Origin of the sequence: Ruegeria sp. HKCCD7255, assembly GCF_013031565.1 — a bacterium.
Taxonomy (GTDB): Bacteria; Pseudomonadota; Alphaproteobacteria; order Rhodobacterales; family Rhodobacteraceae; genus Ruegeria.
Window position 1 is genome coordinate 1 of the sequence record NZ_WQAG01000011.1, and the last position, 14,659, is coordinate 14,659.

At 56.3% G+C, this 14,659-nt stretch carries 16 protein-coding genes and 1 tRNA gene; 9 read left to right on the forward strand and 8 right to left on the reverse strand.

Features of this window, described 5'->3' with window-relative positions:
- Positions 1-758 precede the first annotated feature (758 nt).
- Together msrQ and msrP are read right to left on the reverse strand one after the other, a co-directional pair.
- A complete protein-coding gene (gene msrQ, locus GOX45_RS17260; RefSeq protein WP_171102412.1) occupies positions 759-1,373 on the reverse strand; it encodes a protein-methionine-sulfoxide reductase heme-binding subunit MsrQ in 615 nt (204 codons plus the stop codon).
- A 3-nt stretch (positions 1,374-1,376) separates the two neighbouring features.
- The gene (gene msrP / locus GOX45_RS17265; protein WP_171102413.1) at positions 1,377-2,279 is read right to left on the reverse strand and encodes a protein-methionine-sulfoxide reductase catalytic subunit MsrP; all 903 of its coding nucleotides are present in this window, start codon (positions 2,277-2,279) and stop codon (positions 1,377-1,379) included.
- A 237-nt stretch (positions 2,280-2,516) separates the two neighbouring features.
- On the opposite strand from msrP, the gene GOX45_RS17270 reads away from it, so the two are divergent.
- Positions 2,517-3,485, forward strand: coding sequence for a hypothetical protein (locus GOX45_RS17270; protein WP_171102414.1), 969 nt, complete (start codon positions 2,517-2,519; stop codon positions 3,483-3,485).
- A 63-nt stretch (positions 3,486-3,548) separates the two neighbouring features.
- On the opposite strand, the gene clpB is transcribed toward GOX45_RS17270, so the two are convergent.
- The gene (gene clpB / locus GOX45_RS17275; protein WP_171102415.1) at positions 3,549-6,167 is read right to left on the reverse strand and encodes an ATP-dependent chaperone ClpB; all 2,619 of its coding nucleotides are present in this window, start codon (positions 6,165-6,167) and stop codon (positions 3,549-3,551) included.
- A gap of 128 nt (positions 6,168-6,295) precedes the next feature.
- Complete coding sequence (locus GOX45_RS17280; RefSeq protein WP_171102416.1) at positions 6,296-6,601, reverse strand: hypothetical protein; 306 nt, start codon at positions 6,599-6,601, stop codon at positions 6,296-6,298.
- A gap of 111 nt (positions 6,602-6,712) precedes the next feature.
- On the opposite strand from GOX45_RS17280, the gene pyrF reads away from it, so the two are divergent.
- Positions 6,713-7,417 (forward strand): orotidine-5'-phosphate decarboxylase, encoded by a 705-nt coding sequence (gene pyrF / locus GOX45_RS17285; protein ID WP_171102417.1) that lies wholly within the window; start codon positions 6,713-6,715, stop codon positions 7,415-7,417.
- 277 nt (positions 7,418-7,694) lie between these two features.
- Here pyrF and GOX45_RS17290 read toward each other — a convergent pair whose 3' ends face one another.
- Entirely contained in the window at positions 7,695-8,090 is a 396-nt protein-coding gene (locus GOX45_RS17290) for an NUDIX domain-containing protein (RefSeq protein ID WP_171102418.1), read from the reverse strand.
- A gap of 88 nt (positions 8,091-8,178) precedes the next feature.
- On the opposite strand from GOX45_RS17290, the gene GOX45_RS17295 reads away from it, so the two are divergent.
- Entirely contained in the window at positions 8,179-9,432 is a 1,254-nt protein-coding gene (locus tag GOX45_RS17295; protein WP_171102419.1) for a DNA polymerase IV, read from the forward strand.
- A gap of 3 nt (positions 9,433-9,435) precedes the next feature.
- On the opposite strand, the gene GOX45_RS17300 is transcribed toward GOX45_RS17295, so the two are convergent.
- On the reverse strand, positions 9,436-10,296 hold the full coding sequence (locus GOX45_RS17300; RefSeq protein ID WP_171102420.1) for an N-formylglutamate amidohydrolase: 861 nt from the start codon (positions 10,294-10,296) through the stop codon (positions 9,436-9,438).
- Between the two features lie 147 nt (positions 10,297-10,443).
- Here GOX45_RS17300 and GOX45_RS17305 point away from each other — a divergent pair.
- Both GOX45_RS17305 and ykgO read left to right on the forward strand, forming a co-directional pair.
- Positions 10,444-10,518: transfer RNA gene (locus GOX45_RS17305), tRNA-Val, on the forward strand.
- Between the two features lie 90 nt (positions 10,519-10,608).
- Positions 10,609-10,734 (forward strand): type B 50S ribosomal protein L36, encoded by a 126-nt coding sequence (gene ykgO / locus GOX45_RS17310; protein ID WP_008755722.1) that lies wholly within the window; start codon positions 10,609-10,611, stop codon positions 10,732-10,734.
- A 76-nt stretch (positions 10,735-10,810) separates the two neighbouring features.
- Here the strand turns inward: ykgO and GOX45_RS17315 are convergent, their stop codons facing one another.
- On the reverse strand, positions 10,811-11,134 hold the full coding sequence (locus tag GOX45_RS17315) for a SemiSWEET transporter (RefSeq protein ID WP_171102421.1): 324 nt from the start codon (positions 11,132-11,134) through the stop codon (positions 10,811-10,813).
- Between the two features lie 319 nt (positions 11,135-11,453).
- On the opposite strand from GOX45_RS17315, the gene GOX45_RS17320 reads away from it, so the two are divergent.
- The 3 genes from GOX45_RS17320 (at position 11,454) to GOX45_RS17330 (ending at position 13,656) form a co-directional block, all read left to right on the forward strand.
- Positions 11,454-12,470, forward strand: coding sequence for a Fe(3+) ABC transporter substrate-binding protein (locus tag GOX45_RS17320; RefSeq protein ID WP_171102422.1), 1,017 nt, complete (start codon positions 11,454-11,456; stop codon positions 12,468-12,470).
- Positions 12,471-12,586: 116 nt separating this feature from the next.
- Positions 12,587-13,141, forward strand: a complete 555-nt coding sequence (locus GOX45_RS17325; RefSeq protein ID WP_171102423.1) for a helix-turn-helix domain-containing protein — start codon at positions 12,587-12,589, stop codon at positions 13,139-13,141.
- Complete coding sequence (locus GOX45_RS17330) at positions 13,138-13,656, forward strand: GNAT family N-acetyltransferase (RefSeq protein WP_171102424.1); 519 nt, start codon at positions 13,138-13,140, stop codon at positions 13,654-13,656. The genes GOX45_RS17325 and GOX45_RS17330 overlap by 4 nt, the downstream gene beginning before the upstream one ends.
- Positions 13,657-13,663: 7 nt before the next feature.
- Here GOX45_RS17330 and GOX45_RS17335 read toward each other — a convergent pair whose 3' ends face one another.
- The gene (locus GOX45_RS17335) at positions 13,664-13,918 is read right to left on the reverse strand and encodes a BolA family transcriptional regulator (protein ID WP_171102425.1); all 255 of its coding nucleotides are present in this window, start codon (positions 13,916-13,918) and stop codon (positions 13,664-13,666) included.
- A gap of 107 nt (positions 13,919-14,025) precedes the next feature.
- Between GOX45_RS17335 and GOX45_RS17340 the strand changes: the two genes are divergently transcribed.
- Positions 14,026-14,652, forward strand: coding sequence for a J domain-containing protein (locus GOX45_RS17340; protein WP_171102426.1), 627 nt, complete (start codon positions 14,026-14,028; stop codon positions 14,650-14,652).
- The last annotated feature ends 7 nt before the right edge of the window (positions 14,653-14,659 follow it).

Consider the following 14,659-nt stretch of genomic DNA (forward strand, 5'->3'; position numbering starts at 1 on the left):
GTTAGGCCTGCCGCCAGCGTTCGTTCTGAGCCAGGATCAAACTCTCAAGTTGAAATGGTCTTACAACCATATCCTTGACGTTCGAACCTCTGCACATCCTTGATTGTGCTATCGCCTATTCGGCTACTTGAGCATAGGTAGCTTGCGCTACGCTGCAGCTACTCGAGCTGACTAAACGATACCCCCAACCCGGCTAGGCCAAGGGACAATCAAGAGTCATCTGTTTGATGTACACTGGTTTCCTAAGAAACCGGTGAACCACTCAAACAGTGAAGCTGACACTGGTCATCGGGGCGAACCCCTACCAGCGCGATATACAGACACTCAATCCGTCGAAACGAACCAAACCGCCCACATATCTCTTCAGTTATCCATCAATGTCAAAGAACAAACACCCAAGACCCAAAAACAAGACCATAACGCCAATCACTCAGCGCCACCGCCCATGCCATAACCTCAGATGCCCACCGTCTCTCCGATGCGTCTCAACCGTCTTTCCAGTCCGTCACACCGTCTCTCCAGTGGGTCCGCACAACCTCAGCTGCGCCGGTGAAGGGCGTTCTAAGTAATACTCAAAACTTCCGCAAGAAGAAAAAACATGAAATCCGAGAAAAAGCGAAAAAATTATGTAATACCTTATTTATCAATAGCTTAAATACCCATCCACCAGCGAAACCTGTTGATGAAGGCAAGATCATCACCCCGGAGAAGAGCGGCACGATGCTTATACACATGGTTACCCACAGACTCAGGTCCTGTCAGGCGGAATCGATCCGTCTTGAGCGCGTCATCAAGCTTGAAAGCGGCAAGCGCAGCAGCAGCAGGCCGGATATGACCGAAAGGTAAATCAAGGGTTCTGGTTGAAACCCTTTGGCCAGCATCACGTAATGGAGCCCGCCTAACAAAACCGCCGGATAAACGAGGACATGCAGTTTGCGCCATCGCGGACCCAAACGCCGAACAAACCAATTGTTCGACGTTACTGCCAAAGGGACCAGCAAAAGAAATCCAGCCATGCCGACGGTTATGTATGGACGCTTAAGGATGTCCGCCCAAATCTGACCCAGCACCTGAACATCCAGAAACAGCCAGACCAAAAGGTGCAGAGTGACATAGGAAAAGGCGAGAACGCCAATGGCCCGGCGGAATTTCAGCAGGTTCAAACCCAGATACTGACGCAGGGGCGTTACTGCCAGGCCAAGGATCAACAATTGCAGAGCCAACTCGCCCAGCTTGTGTTCAAGCGCGGAGATCGGCTCGACGCCCAGACCACCCGTAAGCGCGCGATAGAGAAGCCAAGGAGCGGGTATCGCCCCAAAAAGATACACTGCCCAAACCGGGATTCTGCGAAGAGCCTGGTTCACTGCTGACATGGTTTAGTAGTTCTCCCTCAGGTCCATGCCTTCATAGAGGCCAGCAACTTCTGCTTCGTAGCCATTGAACATCAGCGTCGGAATGCGCTTGGCAAAGAGGCCACCGCCAACCTGGCGCTCGCTGGCCTGCGACCAGCGCGGGTGGTTCACATTCGGGTTTACGTTGCTGTAGAATCCGTATTCGTGCGGTGCTGACATGTTCCAGCTTGTGGGTGGTTCGTCTTCGGTCAGGGTGATCTTTACAATCGACTTGATAGACTTGAACCCGTATTTCCACGGAACCACCAACCGCAGAGGCGCGCCGTTCTGGTTCGGGATCGGACGATCATAGATACCGGTTGCCATGATCGTCAGCGGGTGCATCGCCTCATCCAGGCGCAATCCTTCACGGTAAGGCCATTCCAAAACCGGAAAACGCGTGCCGGGCATCTCGTCCGGGCGATAGGCCGTTTCGAAGGCCACGTATTTGGCACCTTCTTGCACACCTGCCATGTTAAGCAGGTCCGCCAGTTCGAACCCATTCCACGGGATCACCATCGACCAGGCTTCGACACAGCGAAAGCGATAGATGCGCTCTTCAACCGTCATCTCGGACATGATGTCTTGGAAATCATAGTCTCCAGGACGATCGACAAGGCCGTCGATTTGGACGCTCCATGGTTCGGTGACCAGAGTATGCGCGTATTTCGCAGGGTCGTCTTTGCGCGTCCCGAATTCGTAGAAATTGTTGTAGCTTGTGATTTCTTCCCAAGTGTTCGGCTCCAGCGCCTCTTGCGCGGCAGCTGGGCGTGTCATCGCCGTCAGCCCGACACCTGCCAGCCCGGCCATGATTTGCCGCCGGTTCAGAAACGCCGATCGCGGCGTTACGTCAGCATGTGTCAAAGTGTTGGTCCAGCGATGCGCCATTCCGGTCTCCGTCTTATAACTTTGCTCGGTGTTCGAGATAGCGTTTGTTAGCACAGAGCCAAGGAAACACGCGTAACGATTAAGAGACTAAGCTGTAATGAAATCCCAAAGTCCGTTGCTGCGGCGCTAAAGCAACTCTGCGCAAAACGATTGCGAACTTTCCGCCATTCCTGTCGAAAGCATTCCTGCGATCGAATATCTTGCGTCGCAAACAAAGTTTATTTTGGGATAGTCGAATTGCTTGTGTTCAAAGCCTTCCCGCTGTCATTTTCCATATTGTGGCGGTTTGTTCTTGTCTTTCCGGTCATGCTTGTTGCCCTATTCCTGTATGGGCTGGCGGGCGGATTGGTGGGTTTGTTGATAGACCTGCTGCTACCAGGTCTCTATTTCATTGTTTTCTTTTTCATCAGTGTTTCATCTGCTGTGATCCCTATTCTGGTAGGAAACCGACTTGGGTTTCTGGCAAGAAACATGACCCCGCGTGGCGGTTACAAAAAGCTCGTGGCCCCCGCTCTTATGTACGGGGCAACCGAGGCTATCCTGGGCGGCTTGTTGTTGGCCCCGATCATTGGGCTGCAATTGACCACCTCCCTAACCGGATTGAGCAACGGCTTCGAATCCGCTCCTGTCGAACCACTCAGCGCCGTGCTTTCAGAGCACAACCCTGTGGTGGCGCTGATTGTCATTTTGGGGTTCTCGGCAGTGCGCGCGCTTCTGATGGTGCCGATCGCAGCGGCCGCACTCGGCCTTGATCCCAATGACCGGCCCTACACACCGTTTAGAAATATCGGGAAGTCCTTTCTGCCTTTATTCATTCTGATAACGCTAAGCTACGTGCTGATGGTGGTCCTGATTATCGCCGCAGGCATTGGGTTTGCTGCATATGCCGACGGAAACCCCGCATTTGCCAATCCGCCTGTGTACAAGGCCGATCCTTCCTGGTCGAATATGATAGCGGTGTTTCAGCACTATTGGGTCATAGTTGTAGCGGTCTTTATTATCGGTATTTGGACGCTCAGCCTACAATGCGCGGGTGGCGTTCTAGCCTATTTGAAACTTCGCGATGGCGGTGCGTTTGTCCCAATGCCAGAGACTAAGGATCAGCCGCTTGCCGCGGCTCCATTTGGCGCACAACCTTCTGGTCCGCGAATGTCAGCTGAAGATCTCCGCGCCTTGCGCAAAAGTCGTGAATTTCGCGACAGCTAGCAAATTACCAAAATAGGTAAGCCCTGACAGGATGGCAGGGCTTGTCCTACTTATTCGGACAGATCAATGCACGACAGCATCGTCGGGACGTGGGCGTTCTGAAGTGCCCAGGCGATCCCCGATGATCAGCCCATCCGAACCGGCAGTCACAGGGATGGTCTCGCCGTCCTTGATCTCACCAGCCAGCAGCGCCTCTGCCAGAGGGTTCTGCAGCGCACGCTGGATCACACGCTTGAGCGGACGTGCCCCGAAGACCGGGTCATAGCCTTCGTTGGCCAGCCATTCCCTTGCGCTATCGTCCAAAGCCAGCTCGATCTTGCGGGCAGCCAGACGTTTCTGCAAACGTGCCATCTGGATATCGACGATGCCATCCATATCGGCCCGCTTGAGCCGGTCAAAGATGATGGTCTCGTCCAGGCGGTTCAGGAATTCGGGCCGGAAATGCGCCCGGACCGCGTCCATCACATCCCGCCGTGCCTGTGCGCTATCTGCACCCTCGGGCAATTGGCTGAGCGCCTGAGACCCGAGGTTCGACGTCAGGATGATCAGCGTCTGTTTGAAGTCCACGGTGCGGCCCTGACCATCGGTCAGAACACCATCATCGAGAACCTGCAACAGTACGTTGAACACATCCGGATGCGCCTTTTCGACCTCGTCAAACAGCACGACCTGATAGGGCCTGCGCCGCACCGCTTCGGTCAGCACACCGCCTTCGTCATAACCGACATAGCCCGGAGGGGCACCGATCAGACGAGCAACCGCGTGCTTCTCCATAAACTCAGACATATCGATGCGCACCATCGCATTGTCATCGTCAAACAGGAAATTCGCCACGGCCTTGGTCAGCTCGGTTTTACCCACGCCAGTGGGTCCAAGGAACAGGAACGAGCCCAGCGGACGGCCTTCATCGTTCAGGCCAGCGCGCGCACGGCGCACCGCATTGGCCACGGCGGTGACCGCCGCATCCTGACCGATCACGCGCGAATGCAGATCGTCTTCCATCCGCAGCAGCTTCTCACGCTCGCCTTCCAGCATTTTGGCGGTCGGGATACCTGTCCAGCGCTCGACCACGGATGCGATCTGTTCCGGCCGCACGGTTTCCTCGGCCATCATTGCGTTGCTTTCGGCGTTCTCGGCCTCGGTCAGCTGTTTCTCAAGCTCGGGTATGATGCCATAGGACAGCTCACCCGCTTTCGCCAGATTGCCTTCGCGCTTGGCGATCTCAAGGTCAGCCCGCGCCTTTTCGAGCTGCTCTTTAAGATCACGCGCGCCGGCAAGCTTGTCGCGCTCGGCCTGCCACTGGGCGGTCATCTCGGCAGATTGCTCCTGCAGGTCTGCCAGATCCTTTTGCAAGGTTTCCAGACGATCCTTCGACGCCGCATCATCCTCAAGCTTCAGCGCTTCTTCCTCGATCTGCATCTGCAAGATCTGACGGTCCAGCTGGTCCAGCTCTTCGGGCTTACTATCAACCTCCATCCGCAAACGCGACGCCGCCTCATCGACCAGGTCGATGGCTTTGTCGGGCAGGAAACGGTCGGTGATATAGCGATGCGACAGGGTCGCCGCCGACACCAGCGCCGAGTCCGAAATGCGCACGCCGTGGTGCAGTTCGTATTTCTCCTTGATACCGCGCAGGATGCTGATCGTGTCTTCGACCGTCGGCTCCTGCACCATCACAGGCTGAAAGCGACGGGCAAGGGCCGCGTCTTTTTCAACGTATTTGCGATATTCATCCAGAGTGGTCGCACCGATACAATGCAGCTCACCGCGGGCAAGCGCAGGCTTGATCAGGTTGGCAGCATCCATCGCGCCGTCGGATTTACCTGCCCCGACAAGCGTATGCATCTCATCAATGAACAAGATGATCTCACCAGCGGCTTCGGTGACCTCGGTCAGAACCGCCTTGAGGCGTTCTTCGAACTCGCCCCGGTATTTCGCACCGGCAATCAGCGCGCCCATGTCCAGCGCGAGCAGTTTCTTGTCTTTCAGCGATTCCGGTACGTCACCGTTGATGATGCGTAGGGCCATGCCCTCGGCAATCGCGGTTTTACCGACGCCGGGTTCCCCGATCAGAACCGGATTGTTCTTGGTGCGGCGAGACAGAACCTGCATCGAGCGGCGTATCTCTTCGTCGCGCCCAATAATCGGGTCGATCTTGCCTTCGGCGGCCGCCTCGGTCAGGTCTCGCGCATATTTCTTGAGCGCGTCATAGCCTTCCTCCGCCGACGCGGTGTCGGCGGTGCGCCCTTTACGGATGTCATTGATCGCCTCATTGAGTTTCTGGGCCGATACCGCGCCTGCCTCCAAGGCCTCTTTGGCTTTGGACTTCACCATACACAGCGCCATCAGCACACGCTCGACTGGTACAAAGCTGTCGCCCGCCTTGGTGGCGATCTTCTCGGCTTCGTCCAAGACCTTGGCGGTCTGACTGTCCATATAGATCTGGCTTGCATCACCGCTGACCTTCGGAATCTTGCCCATCGCAGCGTCCAGCGCTTCAACCACGCGGCCCGGCGCGCCGCCCGCGCGTGTGATCAGGTTGCTGGCCAGCCCCTGATCGTCATCCATCAATGCCTTGAGTATGTGTGTGGGCTCCAGCCTCTGGTGCCCTTCGCGCAGCGCAATGGTCTGCGCCGCCTGCACGAATCCCCGTGCCCGCTCGGTGAACTTGTTCAAGTCCATGCGTTCTCTCCTTTTCAAAGCGCCTCTTGTATTCTGCGCCCGCTTGGCGGCACGCATCGGTCGAGGCCTCACATTCAATCTGGGAAATATCTCTGCCGGTTCAAGAGGCTGATCCGCAAATTCCCACCCTATCTGCGAGGTACTGAATAGAGAGTGTATCCCCCTGTCATCGCAACCTCGCGAGCGCCATACATCTCGACCAAAGACCGCGCCACATCGCTGCCGGAAGGGCACGAGACAAGATCAGCCGCGTCATCCAGAAAATTCACGGTGAACGCGGTTTCACCGGTCAATTGACACTCATCATCTGTGGACCGATAGCCGCCGACAAATCGCAGATCATCATTCGGAGGGACAACCGCATCAACCGAGCTTTCAGAAGGTGTTTCCTGACAGGCAGCCAAGGCAAGACAGAACAAAACCAGCTTTTTCATATCGGTCCCTTTCAAAGAATACCCCAGTTTATCACGAGACCGCACCACTTGCATGGACACAAGCGCCCGAACCCGCTAGGACGCAGACGTTTGCCAAAAAGGAGCCCCCCAATGTCTGATGACCGTCTGATCCTTGCCCTTGATGTTCCCAACGCCCTGCAGGGGCTGGCACTGGCCGAACGGCTGGGCGACAGCGTGTCTTTCTATAAGATCGGGCTTGGTATGCTGACCGGTGGCGGGCTCGCTTTGGCCAATGAACTGAAACATGACCATGGCAAACGCATCTTTCTGGATATGAAGCTGTTTGACATTGGCAATACGGTCGAAAGCGCCGTGCGGGGGTTGGCGCAGTTTGATCTGGATTTTCTGACGGTTCATGGCGACCCACATGTGGTGCGTGCGGCAAAAGAAGGCGCTTCGGGGAAGGATCTGAAGATCCTGGCGGTGACAATTCTTACTTCTCTTAACCGAGACGATCTGGACGCCAGTTTGCTCAAAGCTGGCGATGTCCAGGATCTGGTTGTCGAGCGCGCGGCCAAGGCGCTGGAGGCCGGGGCCGACGGTGTAATTGCCAGCCCGCAGGAGGCCGCCCTGATCCGTGCTCTGCCCCAAGCCGATGGCCGTTTGATCGTCACCCCCGGTGTGCGCCCGGCAGGGGCAGCGTTGGGGGATCAGAAACGCGTGGCTACACCCGCTAGCGCCATCAGTGACGGCGCAGATCACATCGTTGTCGGTCGCCCGATCCATCAAGCGGATGATCCAAAAGCGGCCGCGCAGGCGGTTCTGAACGAGTTAAATTCTTTGACACGGCATTGAACGCACCTGCGGTTGGCCACAAAAATCTTACAGCTTCGCGGTCCAACAGGTTGACCTAACGTCAGTTTTGCCGATTCTACGCCAATTTGCCCCTGTGCCCGAAACCACACAACACATTCCGTAGATTGCACACATGCGGTTCCACGCTATCGAAAAACTGTGTTTTCGGCGATTCTAGCAGGGAATACTCCCCGCGGGCCGTGTCTTCCTGAGGTCCGTCACCTTCCCCCGCACTCTTTAATGCGGGGGGTTTCTTTCAAACAGATGGTGTTTCGGTTCAGTGCTGGGTATCCGCAAGGTAGTCCTGCAGCCGTGTTATCAGGTGAGGAACTGCCAAAGGGAGCGCCTCGAATCCTTTGGGCTTCATCATCATCCATCCCTGCCCTTCGTCCCCGAACACGATCTGATCCCGATTTGTTGGCGGTCTTTGGGCGACAAAAAACCAGTTCTGATCGTATTGCCGTGACCAGACAAAATCAGAAGGCATCAAACTCAGCCCTAATTCCTCAAGCGTTTCGCGTATCACGCAATCCTGTGGGCACTCGTCGTCCTCTCGGCCGCCTCCCGGAAAATCCAGATGCCCCGGAAACGGTATGGGTTTGTGACTGTCGCGTTGAATGACCAAAAGATCGGCGCCCAAGAACAACGCCACCTTCGCTCCGCTGAACTCCATCACTGGCTTTCCCTTTTGCACCCGACATATTAGCCTTTAGGGCATATTCCCGCCCGCGCCAAAGCGCTTCATACCGGATCGATGTAACATGCCCGGCCTGTGCCGAGATTGCCTGACATGTCTTGATGACCAACGGCGCTGCCCCAGCTGTGGCAGCCCACGGATTACATCGCATCCTGAACTGTTCGACCTCACCATTGCGCATATGGATTGCGATGCGTTCTATGCCTCGGTCGAGAAACGCGACAACCCAGAGCTGGCGGATAAGCCTGTGATCATCGGCGGTGGAAAGCGCGGGGTCGTTTCCACGGCTTGCTATGTGGCGCGCATTCGCGGTGTGCGCTCGGCAATGCCGATGTTCAAAGCCCTGCAGCTTTGTCCCGACGCCATTGTGATCCGGCCGCGGATGTCGGTCTATGCCGAGGTGTCGCGCGAGATCCGCAAGATGATGGATGAGCTGACACCCGTGGTCGAACCACTTTCGTTGGATGAAGCGTTCATGGATCTGTCCGGCACGCAGCGTCTGCACGGCGCCCCACCCGCCGTCATGCTGGCCCGTCTGGTCAAACGCATGAAGGATGAGCTGGGCCTGACCGGCTCGATCGGGCTGAGCCACAACAAATTCCTGGCCAAAGTGGCCTCGGACCTCGACAAGCCGCGCGGGTTCTCGGTGATCGGAAAGGCGGAAACGGCGTCCTTCCTGCATGACAAACCGGTACGTTTGATCTGGGGGATCGGCCCTGCTGCGCAAGAGTCACTGGAGCGCGCTGGTATTCGAACCTTCTCGGACCTCTTGCGCTGGGACCAAGAGGCGCTGACCGCAAGGTTTGGATCAACAGGATATCGGCTGTGGCATCTTGCACGGGGCCAGGACAAACGCCGCGTCTCGGCCCATGAACCGATGAAGTCTATCAGCAATGAGACCACATTCTTCGAAGACACTGCCAGCACCATGATACTGGATGGCCATATCTGGCGTATGTCTGAAAAAGTGGCCGATCGGGCCAAAGCCAAAGGTCTGGCGGGGCGCGTGATCACTCTGAAGCTGAAGAAAGCCAATCACAAGATCATCACCCGGCGCGTATCGCTGCGCGATCCGACGCAGATTGCAGACCGTATCTATCGCACCGCGCGCGCATTGTTCGATCAGGTTGGTGACAAGGGTCCCTATCGGCTGCTGGGCTGCGGCCTGTCGGATCTTTGCAACGAAGATCAGGCCGACATATCGGGTGACCTGCTGGATCCTGGCGCGGCCCAAAGATCGCAAGCCGAGCGCGCAACAGATGAAATCAGAAAGCGGTTTGGTTCGGACGCGATCCTGAAAGGCCGCGCATTGCGCTGAGCGCTATTCGGCTGCCAGCGGTGTTTGGTTCTGGCACAGACGGCAAATGTCCGAGATCACGTCTTGCAGAACCTGCCGGAAGTTCAGGAAATTGGCATTCGGTTCGATCCGGTCTTCATCCATATAAAGTGCCCGATCAATCTCTATCTGAACCGCGTGCTGATTCCGCATCGGGCGACCATACGTCTGCGTGACATATGCCCCGGCAAAAGGTGCATTCCGTGCAACCCTGAAACCGGCCGCGACAAAGGCGCTTTCGATATGATCGACAATCTCAGGTGCTGCAGACGCACCAAACCGATCACCCAGAACGATCTCCGGATGCTTCGAGTTGGTGGGCCCGCTCAGCGCGACTGCTTCATGTGGCATCGAATGGCAATCCACCAGAATCGCGTGCCCGAACTGTTTGTGAGACTCCAGCAGAAGCGATTTGAGCCGCGTATGATAGGGGCGCCAATAGGTATCGATGCGCAAGCGCGCCTCATCCATTGTCAGCTTGCCCCGGTAGATGGCCCGCCCATTGGCAACAACGCGGGGAATCACACCCAGCCCTGACGCGACGCGCGGATTGTGCCCCTGCCTCCGCGCGCCCTGGATCAAGGCGGGGTCAAGCTCTTCCGCGCTGCGATTCAGATCCAGATAAGCCCGCGGCATCGCAGCTGCGATCAACGGGGCGCCATGTGCTGGTGCCGAGGCAAACAATTGATCTACAAAGGCATCTTCCGAAGACCTAATCGCATGTTGCCCCAATACCGAGTGCCGTAAAAGCGCGTCTGGATAGCGCCGACCGCTGTGAGGTGAAGCAAACACCACGCATGAACTGCGCGTTTCGGGCATATCCAGAACGTAGGCTGAACTGTGCATAAGGTCTCCTTGTCGGATACGAACATAGACTGGAAAATAGTTCTTCCAAACCCCTTGATCCCCTTTCCGACTCCTTTTATAGAGCCCGCTACCGGCGCGGGGTTCCGCGCCCCATTTCGTTATGGGGCAGGTCACGCAAAGGTTCATGGGCGGTTAGCTCAGCGGTAGAGCACTTCGTTGACATCGAAGGGGTCACAAGTTCGATCCTTGTACCGCCCACCATGATTTCACTGTTCCGGGCTTCCGGGACACCCGAGTAACCCAGGCGCTGGCCACGTCCTTGATGAAGGCGCCGCAGATTGGAGACAGACCATGAAGGTCAAGAACTCGCTCCGCTCGCTCAAGAACCGGCACCGCGATTGCCGTATTGTGCGTCGCAAAGGCCGCGTCTACGTGATCAACAAGACGCAGCGCAAGTTCAAAGCACGTCAGGGCTGAGAACAGCATAAATCGAATTCAAAAAAACCGCGCTTTTGGGCGCGGTTTTTTTGTTTCTGGTCCAAACGATTGCCAACTAGAACGTATAGCCGGCGTGCAACATGATTCCGAACACCATCAGCAGGTTCAGGACCATGGAAATCCCGTTGCCCAGATAGATCGGCAACTTGCCCACCACCAAACCATAGACGAACCACAAAAGGGACAGCAGCGCATAAAGCGACCAGGATATAAGCGACTGGCCTTCGGCATGTTGGGAATGGGTGAAGTAGAGCTTGATAAGCTGCGGCACCGTCGCGAACGGGCCCGCGACGCCGACAAAGATCATAAAGCTTTCAAACCGCGCCAACCAATGGCCAAGATCCGACTTTTCCAGTTTTTCAGCAAGCGTTTCCGCCATGAGAACCCTCGTCGTCCATGTGATGCATCGTTCCGGCCGTGACCGAATAAAATCACGCAAACCCTAGCCCGAACACCCCCGACAACCAATACCTTTGAAATCGCAGTTTGCGCGACTTTTCTTGTGCGATGCCAGCTTCGCGTTCACCGGAACACGAGACATCAAGCCGGTGAAAACGTGGAAGAATGCCGAAGCGAAAACCGCCCCTGGGTTTAAGTTTACTAATTCTGTCAGTTTTACTTGCATCCTCAGCAAAATGGTATAATTGACTGAAACAGTCGGGTTGAAGCCCGCCACGAAATTCAACTTGGGAATCGATATGTTGAAATCTTCCACCTGCGTTGTTGCGGCGCTGACCGCTCTGATCGCAGCTTCAGCCGCCGCCGAAGGTGAGCTGAACCTATACTCTTCGCGCCACTATGACACGGACGAACGGCTATACACCGATTTCGAAGAGGCCACCGGCATCACGATCAACCGCATCGAAGGCAAAGCCGACGAGTTGATCTCGCGTATGGAGGCCGAGGGCGCGAACTCTCCTGCCGACATTCTGCTCACCGTGGATACGTCGCGTCTTGAACGCGCCAAGAACGCTGGGATTCTGCAAGCGATTGACAGCGACGTGTTGGAAGATCGCATCCCTTCCAACCTGCAAGACAGCGATAACCAGTGGTTTGGCTTCTCGCAGCGCGGACGCATCATCTTCTTCAACAAAGAGACGGTTGATACTCCACCAGCCACCTATGCGGATCTGGCAAAGCCTGAATACAAAGGTATGGTCTGCATCCGCTCGTCGACCAACACGTATAACCAGACCCTGCTGGCATCGATCATCACGCATCAAGGAACCGAGGCTGCCAAAGATTGGGCCGCTGGAATTGTCGAGAACATGGCCCGCGACCCACAAGGTGGCGATACAGATCAGCTGCGGGGCATCGTTTCGGGTGAATGCGATATCGCCGTTTCAAACACCTACTACTTTTCCCGCGCGATCCGCACGGATGTCAAAGGAGTTTCCGCCGAACGTGACATGATCGGGTGGGTCTTTCCCAACCAGGACAGCTATGGCGCTCATATGAACCTGTCGGGCGCTGGCGTTGCCGCGAATGCGCCGAACAAGGACAACGCGGTCCTGTTTCTGGAATACCTGGCCAGCGATCAGGCCCAACAATATTTCTCGGCAGGCAATGATGAGTTCCCGGCTGTCGTCAACGTCGAACTTGCGGACTCAGTCAAAGCTCTGGGTGAATTCAAGGCCGATGAGATTGATCTGTCGGATGTCGCCAAGAACATCCCCGAAGCGCAGAAGATCTTCGACGAAGTCGGCTGGAAGTAACCAAAATCCACTCACCGATCTAATGGGGGCGCAATTTCGCGCCCCTTTTTCTGTTGATTGTCGTATATTTTTATAGCACTATTCTCATATTCGCGATTCATTCTCACTTTAGGTCGATGCTAGATAACCTGTCAAACCGCCTCGCTACCAGATTGAATGAGCTACGCCAGTCTCGCGATTGGTCCCTCGACCACCTGTCGCAGGCCAGCGGTGTTAGCCGGGCAACACTGTCCCGCATGGAACGGGGCGATGTCAGTCCAACAGCAGAAACGCTAGGGCGCCTTTGCGCCGCTTACGGCCTGCCGATGTCGCGTCTGTTGATGATGGTCGAAGACAGTTTCGATCCCAAGATCCCTTTTGAACGCCAACCCGAATGGCGTGACCCCGAAACTGGCTTTACACGCCGTTCGGTCTCACCGCCTGCGACGGGGCTGAGCGGCGAGGTGCTTGAGGGGCATTTGCCACCGGGTGCAACCATTTCTTACGAGACCCCTCCGCGCCCGGGGCAGGAACATCATCTGATTTTGCTGGATGGCGCGTTGACGCTTACGGTGGACGGCACGGCACACGCACTCAATGCCGGGGATTGCCTACGCTATCATCTGGCTGGGCCAACGCGATTTGAAACCGGCCCCGCACGCGGGGCCCGCTATCTTTTGGTGCTGATATGATTACCCGCCTGACCGATGCCTATTTCGACAGCGCCGTGGATGACCTGACCGAGATATTGCATGCCTGTGTTCATACCGGTGCCAGCATTGGGTTCATCCTGCCCTTCCCGCGCGATCACGCGCGCAGCTATTGGCAGGATACAGTGCGACCGGGCGTGCAGACCGGGGCCGTGGACCTGTTTGCAGCTTACGAAGACGGGCGTATCCTTGGCACAGCACAGTTGATCCCGGCAGGGATGCCCAACCAACCACATCGCGCCGATGTCGCAAAGCTGTTGGTTCATCCAGAGGCGCGCCGGCGCGGGTTAGGCCGCAGCCTTATGCAATCGCTTTTTGATCGTGCCGCTGAACTAAACAGAACCGTACTTGTGCTGGACACCCGCAGTACCGATCCGTCGAAACTCTTGTACCAACAGCTTGGGTTTCAAATCGCGGGTGAAATCCCGGATTATTGCCGTAACCCCTTCGACGATCGATTGGAGCCTACAACCTATATGTTCAAGCACTTGGGCTGAACCTGCATCAGGTATCAATATCCAACGCAAGCGCATGAATACGCGGCACTATATCGCCCAACGCCTTGTGCACCGCGCGATGACGCGCGACACGTGACTGCCCGTCAAATGCAGCCGCCCGGATTCGCACATTGAAGTGGCTTTCACCACCCTCTTGATACCCCGCATGGCCGCGATGGCTTTCGCTGTCGTCCACGACCTCCAGTTCAGTGGGGTCAAAGGCCGCCTGCAGGCATTCCCGAATTTCATCCGTCACAGTCATTTTTCCGCTCGACGGCAAAAAACTTGCCGCTCCCCTCTTCTACTTTCTGAGCCTTAGATTAAACTGCTGCCTCCGAGTCGAAAAGACGCGTTCGAAGGAGCAGGCCCATGACGAAATCAGATCCGTTCGGATTCGATATGTCCGTATCCAGCGCAAAGAAAAAGAAACCGCGCGGACGTCGGGGCATGTCGGGCGCGTCCGAAACTTCGGTCCGCATCTGTGACCACCCCGATTGCGAAGAACCGGGCAAGTTTCGCGCCCCAAAGGCACCTGATGTGTTGGACGACTTTTACTGGTTCTGTCAGCAGCATGTGCGTGAATATAACCAGAAATGGAACTTTTTCGACGGCACGACCGAGGCCGAGCTGAACGCACAACGCTCGAAAGACAAGGTGTGGGAGCGGGAAACCAAGCCCATGGGCGACCCCGAGGCGCGGGCCTGGGCGCGGCTGGGCATCGAAGACCCACATCAGGTTCTGGGTGCAAACGGGACGCAGAACAAAGGCCGCACAGCCGGTACCGGTGGTCGCCGCCTGCCCCCGACCGAACGACGCGCGATCGAAATTCTCGAAGCCAATGACAGCTGGTCCAAGGCAGAAGTGCGCAAGGCCTATAAGAAATTGATCAAGGTTCTGCACCCTGACATGAATGGCGGTGACCGAAGTCAGGAAGAACAACTGCAAGAGGTCGTTTGGGCCTGGGATCAAATCAAGGACAGCCGGAACTTTAAGTGACTTTAGC

Coding starts and splice junctions, on each gene's coding strand:
- msrP (WP_171102413.1), bottom strand. CDS start 2,279: ATGGCGCATCGCTGGACCAACACTTTGACACATGCTGACGTAACGCCG.
- clpB (WP_171102415.1), bottom strand. CDS start 6,167: ATGGACTTGAACAAGTTCACCGAGCGGGCACGGGGATTCGTGCAGGCG.
- GOX45_RS17340 (WP_171102426.1), top strand. CDS start 14,026: ATGACGAAATCAGATCCGTTCGGATTCGATATGTCCGTATCCAGCGCA.
- GOX45_RS17280 (WP_171102416.1), bottom strand. CDS start 6,601: ATGAAAAAGCTGGTTTTGTTCTGTCTTGCCTTGGCTGCCTGTCAGGAA.
- GOX45_RS17315 (WP_171102421.1), bottom strand. CDS start 11,134: ATGGCGGAAACGCTTGCTGAAAAACTGGAAAAGTCGGATCTTGGCCAT.
- ykgO (WP_008755722.1), top strand. CDS start 10,609: ATGAAGGTCAAGAACTCGCTCCGCTCGCTCAAGAACCGGCACCGCGAT.
- GOX45_RS17320 (WP_171102422.1), top strand. CDS start 11,454: ATGTTGAAATCTTCCACCTGCGTTGTTGCGGCGCTGACCGCTCTGATC.
- GOX45_RS17290 (WP_171102418.1), bottom strand. CDS start 8,090: ATGGAGTTCAGCGGAGCGAAGGTGGCGTTGTTCTTGGGCGCCGATCTT.
- GOX45_RS17335 (WP_171102425.1), bottom strand. CDS start 13,918: ATGACTGTGACGGATGAAATTCGGGAATGCCTGCAGGCGGCCTTTGAC.
- GOX45_RS17330 (WP_171102424.1), top strand. CDS start 13,138: ATGATTACCCGCCTGACCGATGCCTATTTCGACAGCGCCGTGGATGAC.
- pyrF (WP_171102417.1), top strand. CDS start 6,713: ATGTCTGATGACCGTCTGATCCTTGCCCTTGATGTTCCCAACGCCCTG.
- GOX45_RS17300 (WP_171102420.1), bottom strand. CDS start 10,296: ATGCACAGTTCAGCCTACGTTCTGGATATGCCCGAAACGCGCAGTTCA.
- GOX45_RS17295 (WP_171102419.1), top strand. CDS start 8,179: ATGCCCGGCCTGTGCCGAGATTGCCTGACATGTCTTGATGACCAACGG.
- msrQ (WP_171102412.1), bottom strand. CDS start 1,373: ATGTCAGCAGTGAACCAGGCTCTTCGCAGAATCCCGGTTTGGGCAGTG.
- GOX45_RS17325 (WP_171102423.1), top strand. CDS start 12,587: ATGCTAGATAACCTGTCAAACCGCCTCGCTACCAGATTGAATGAGCTA.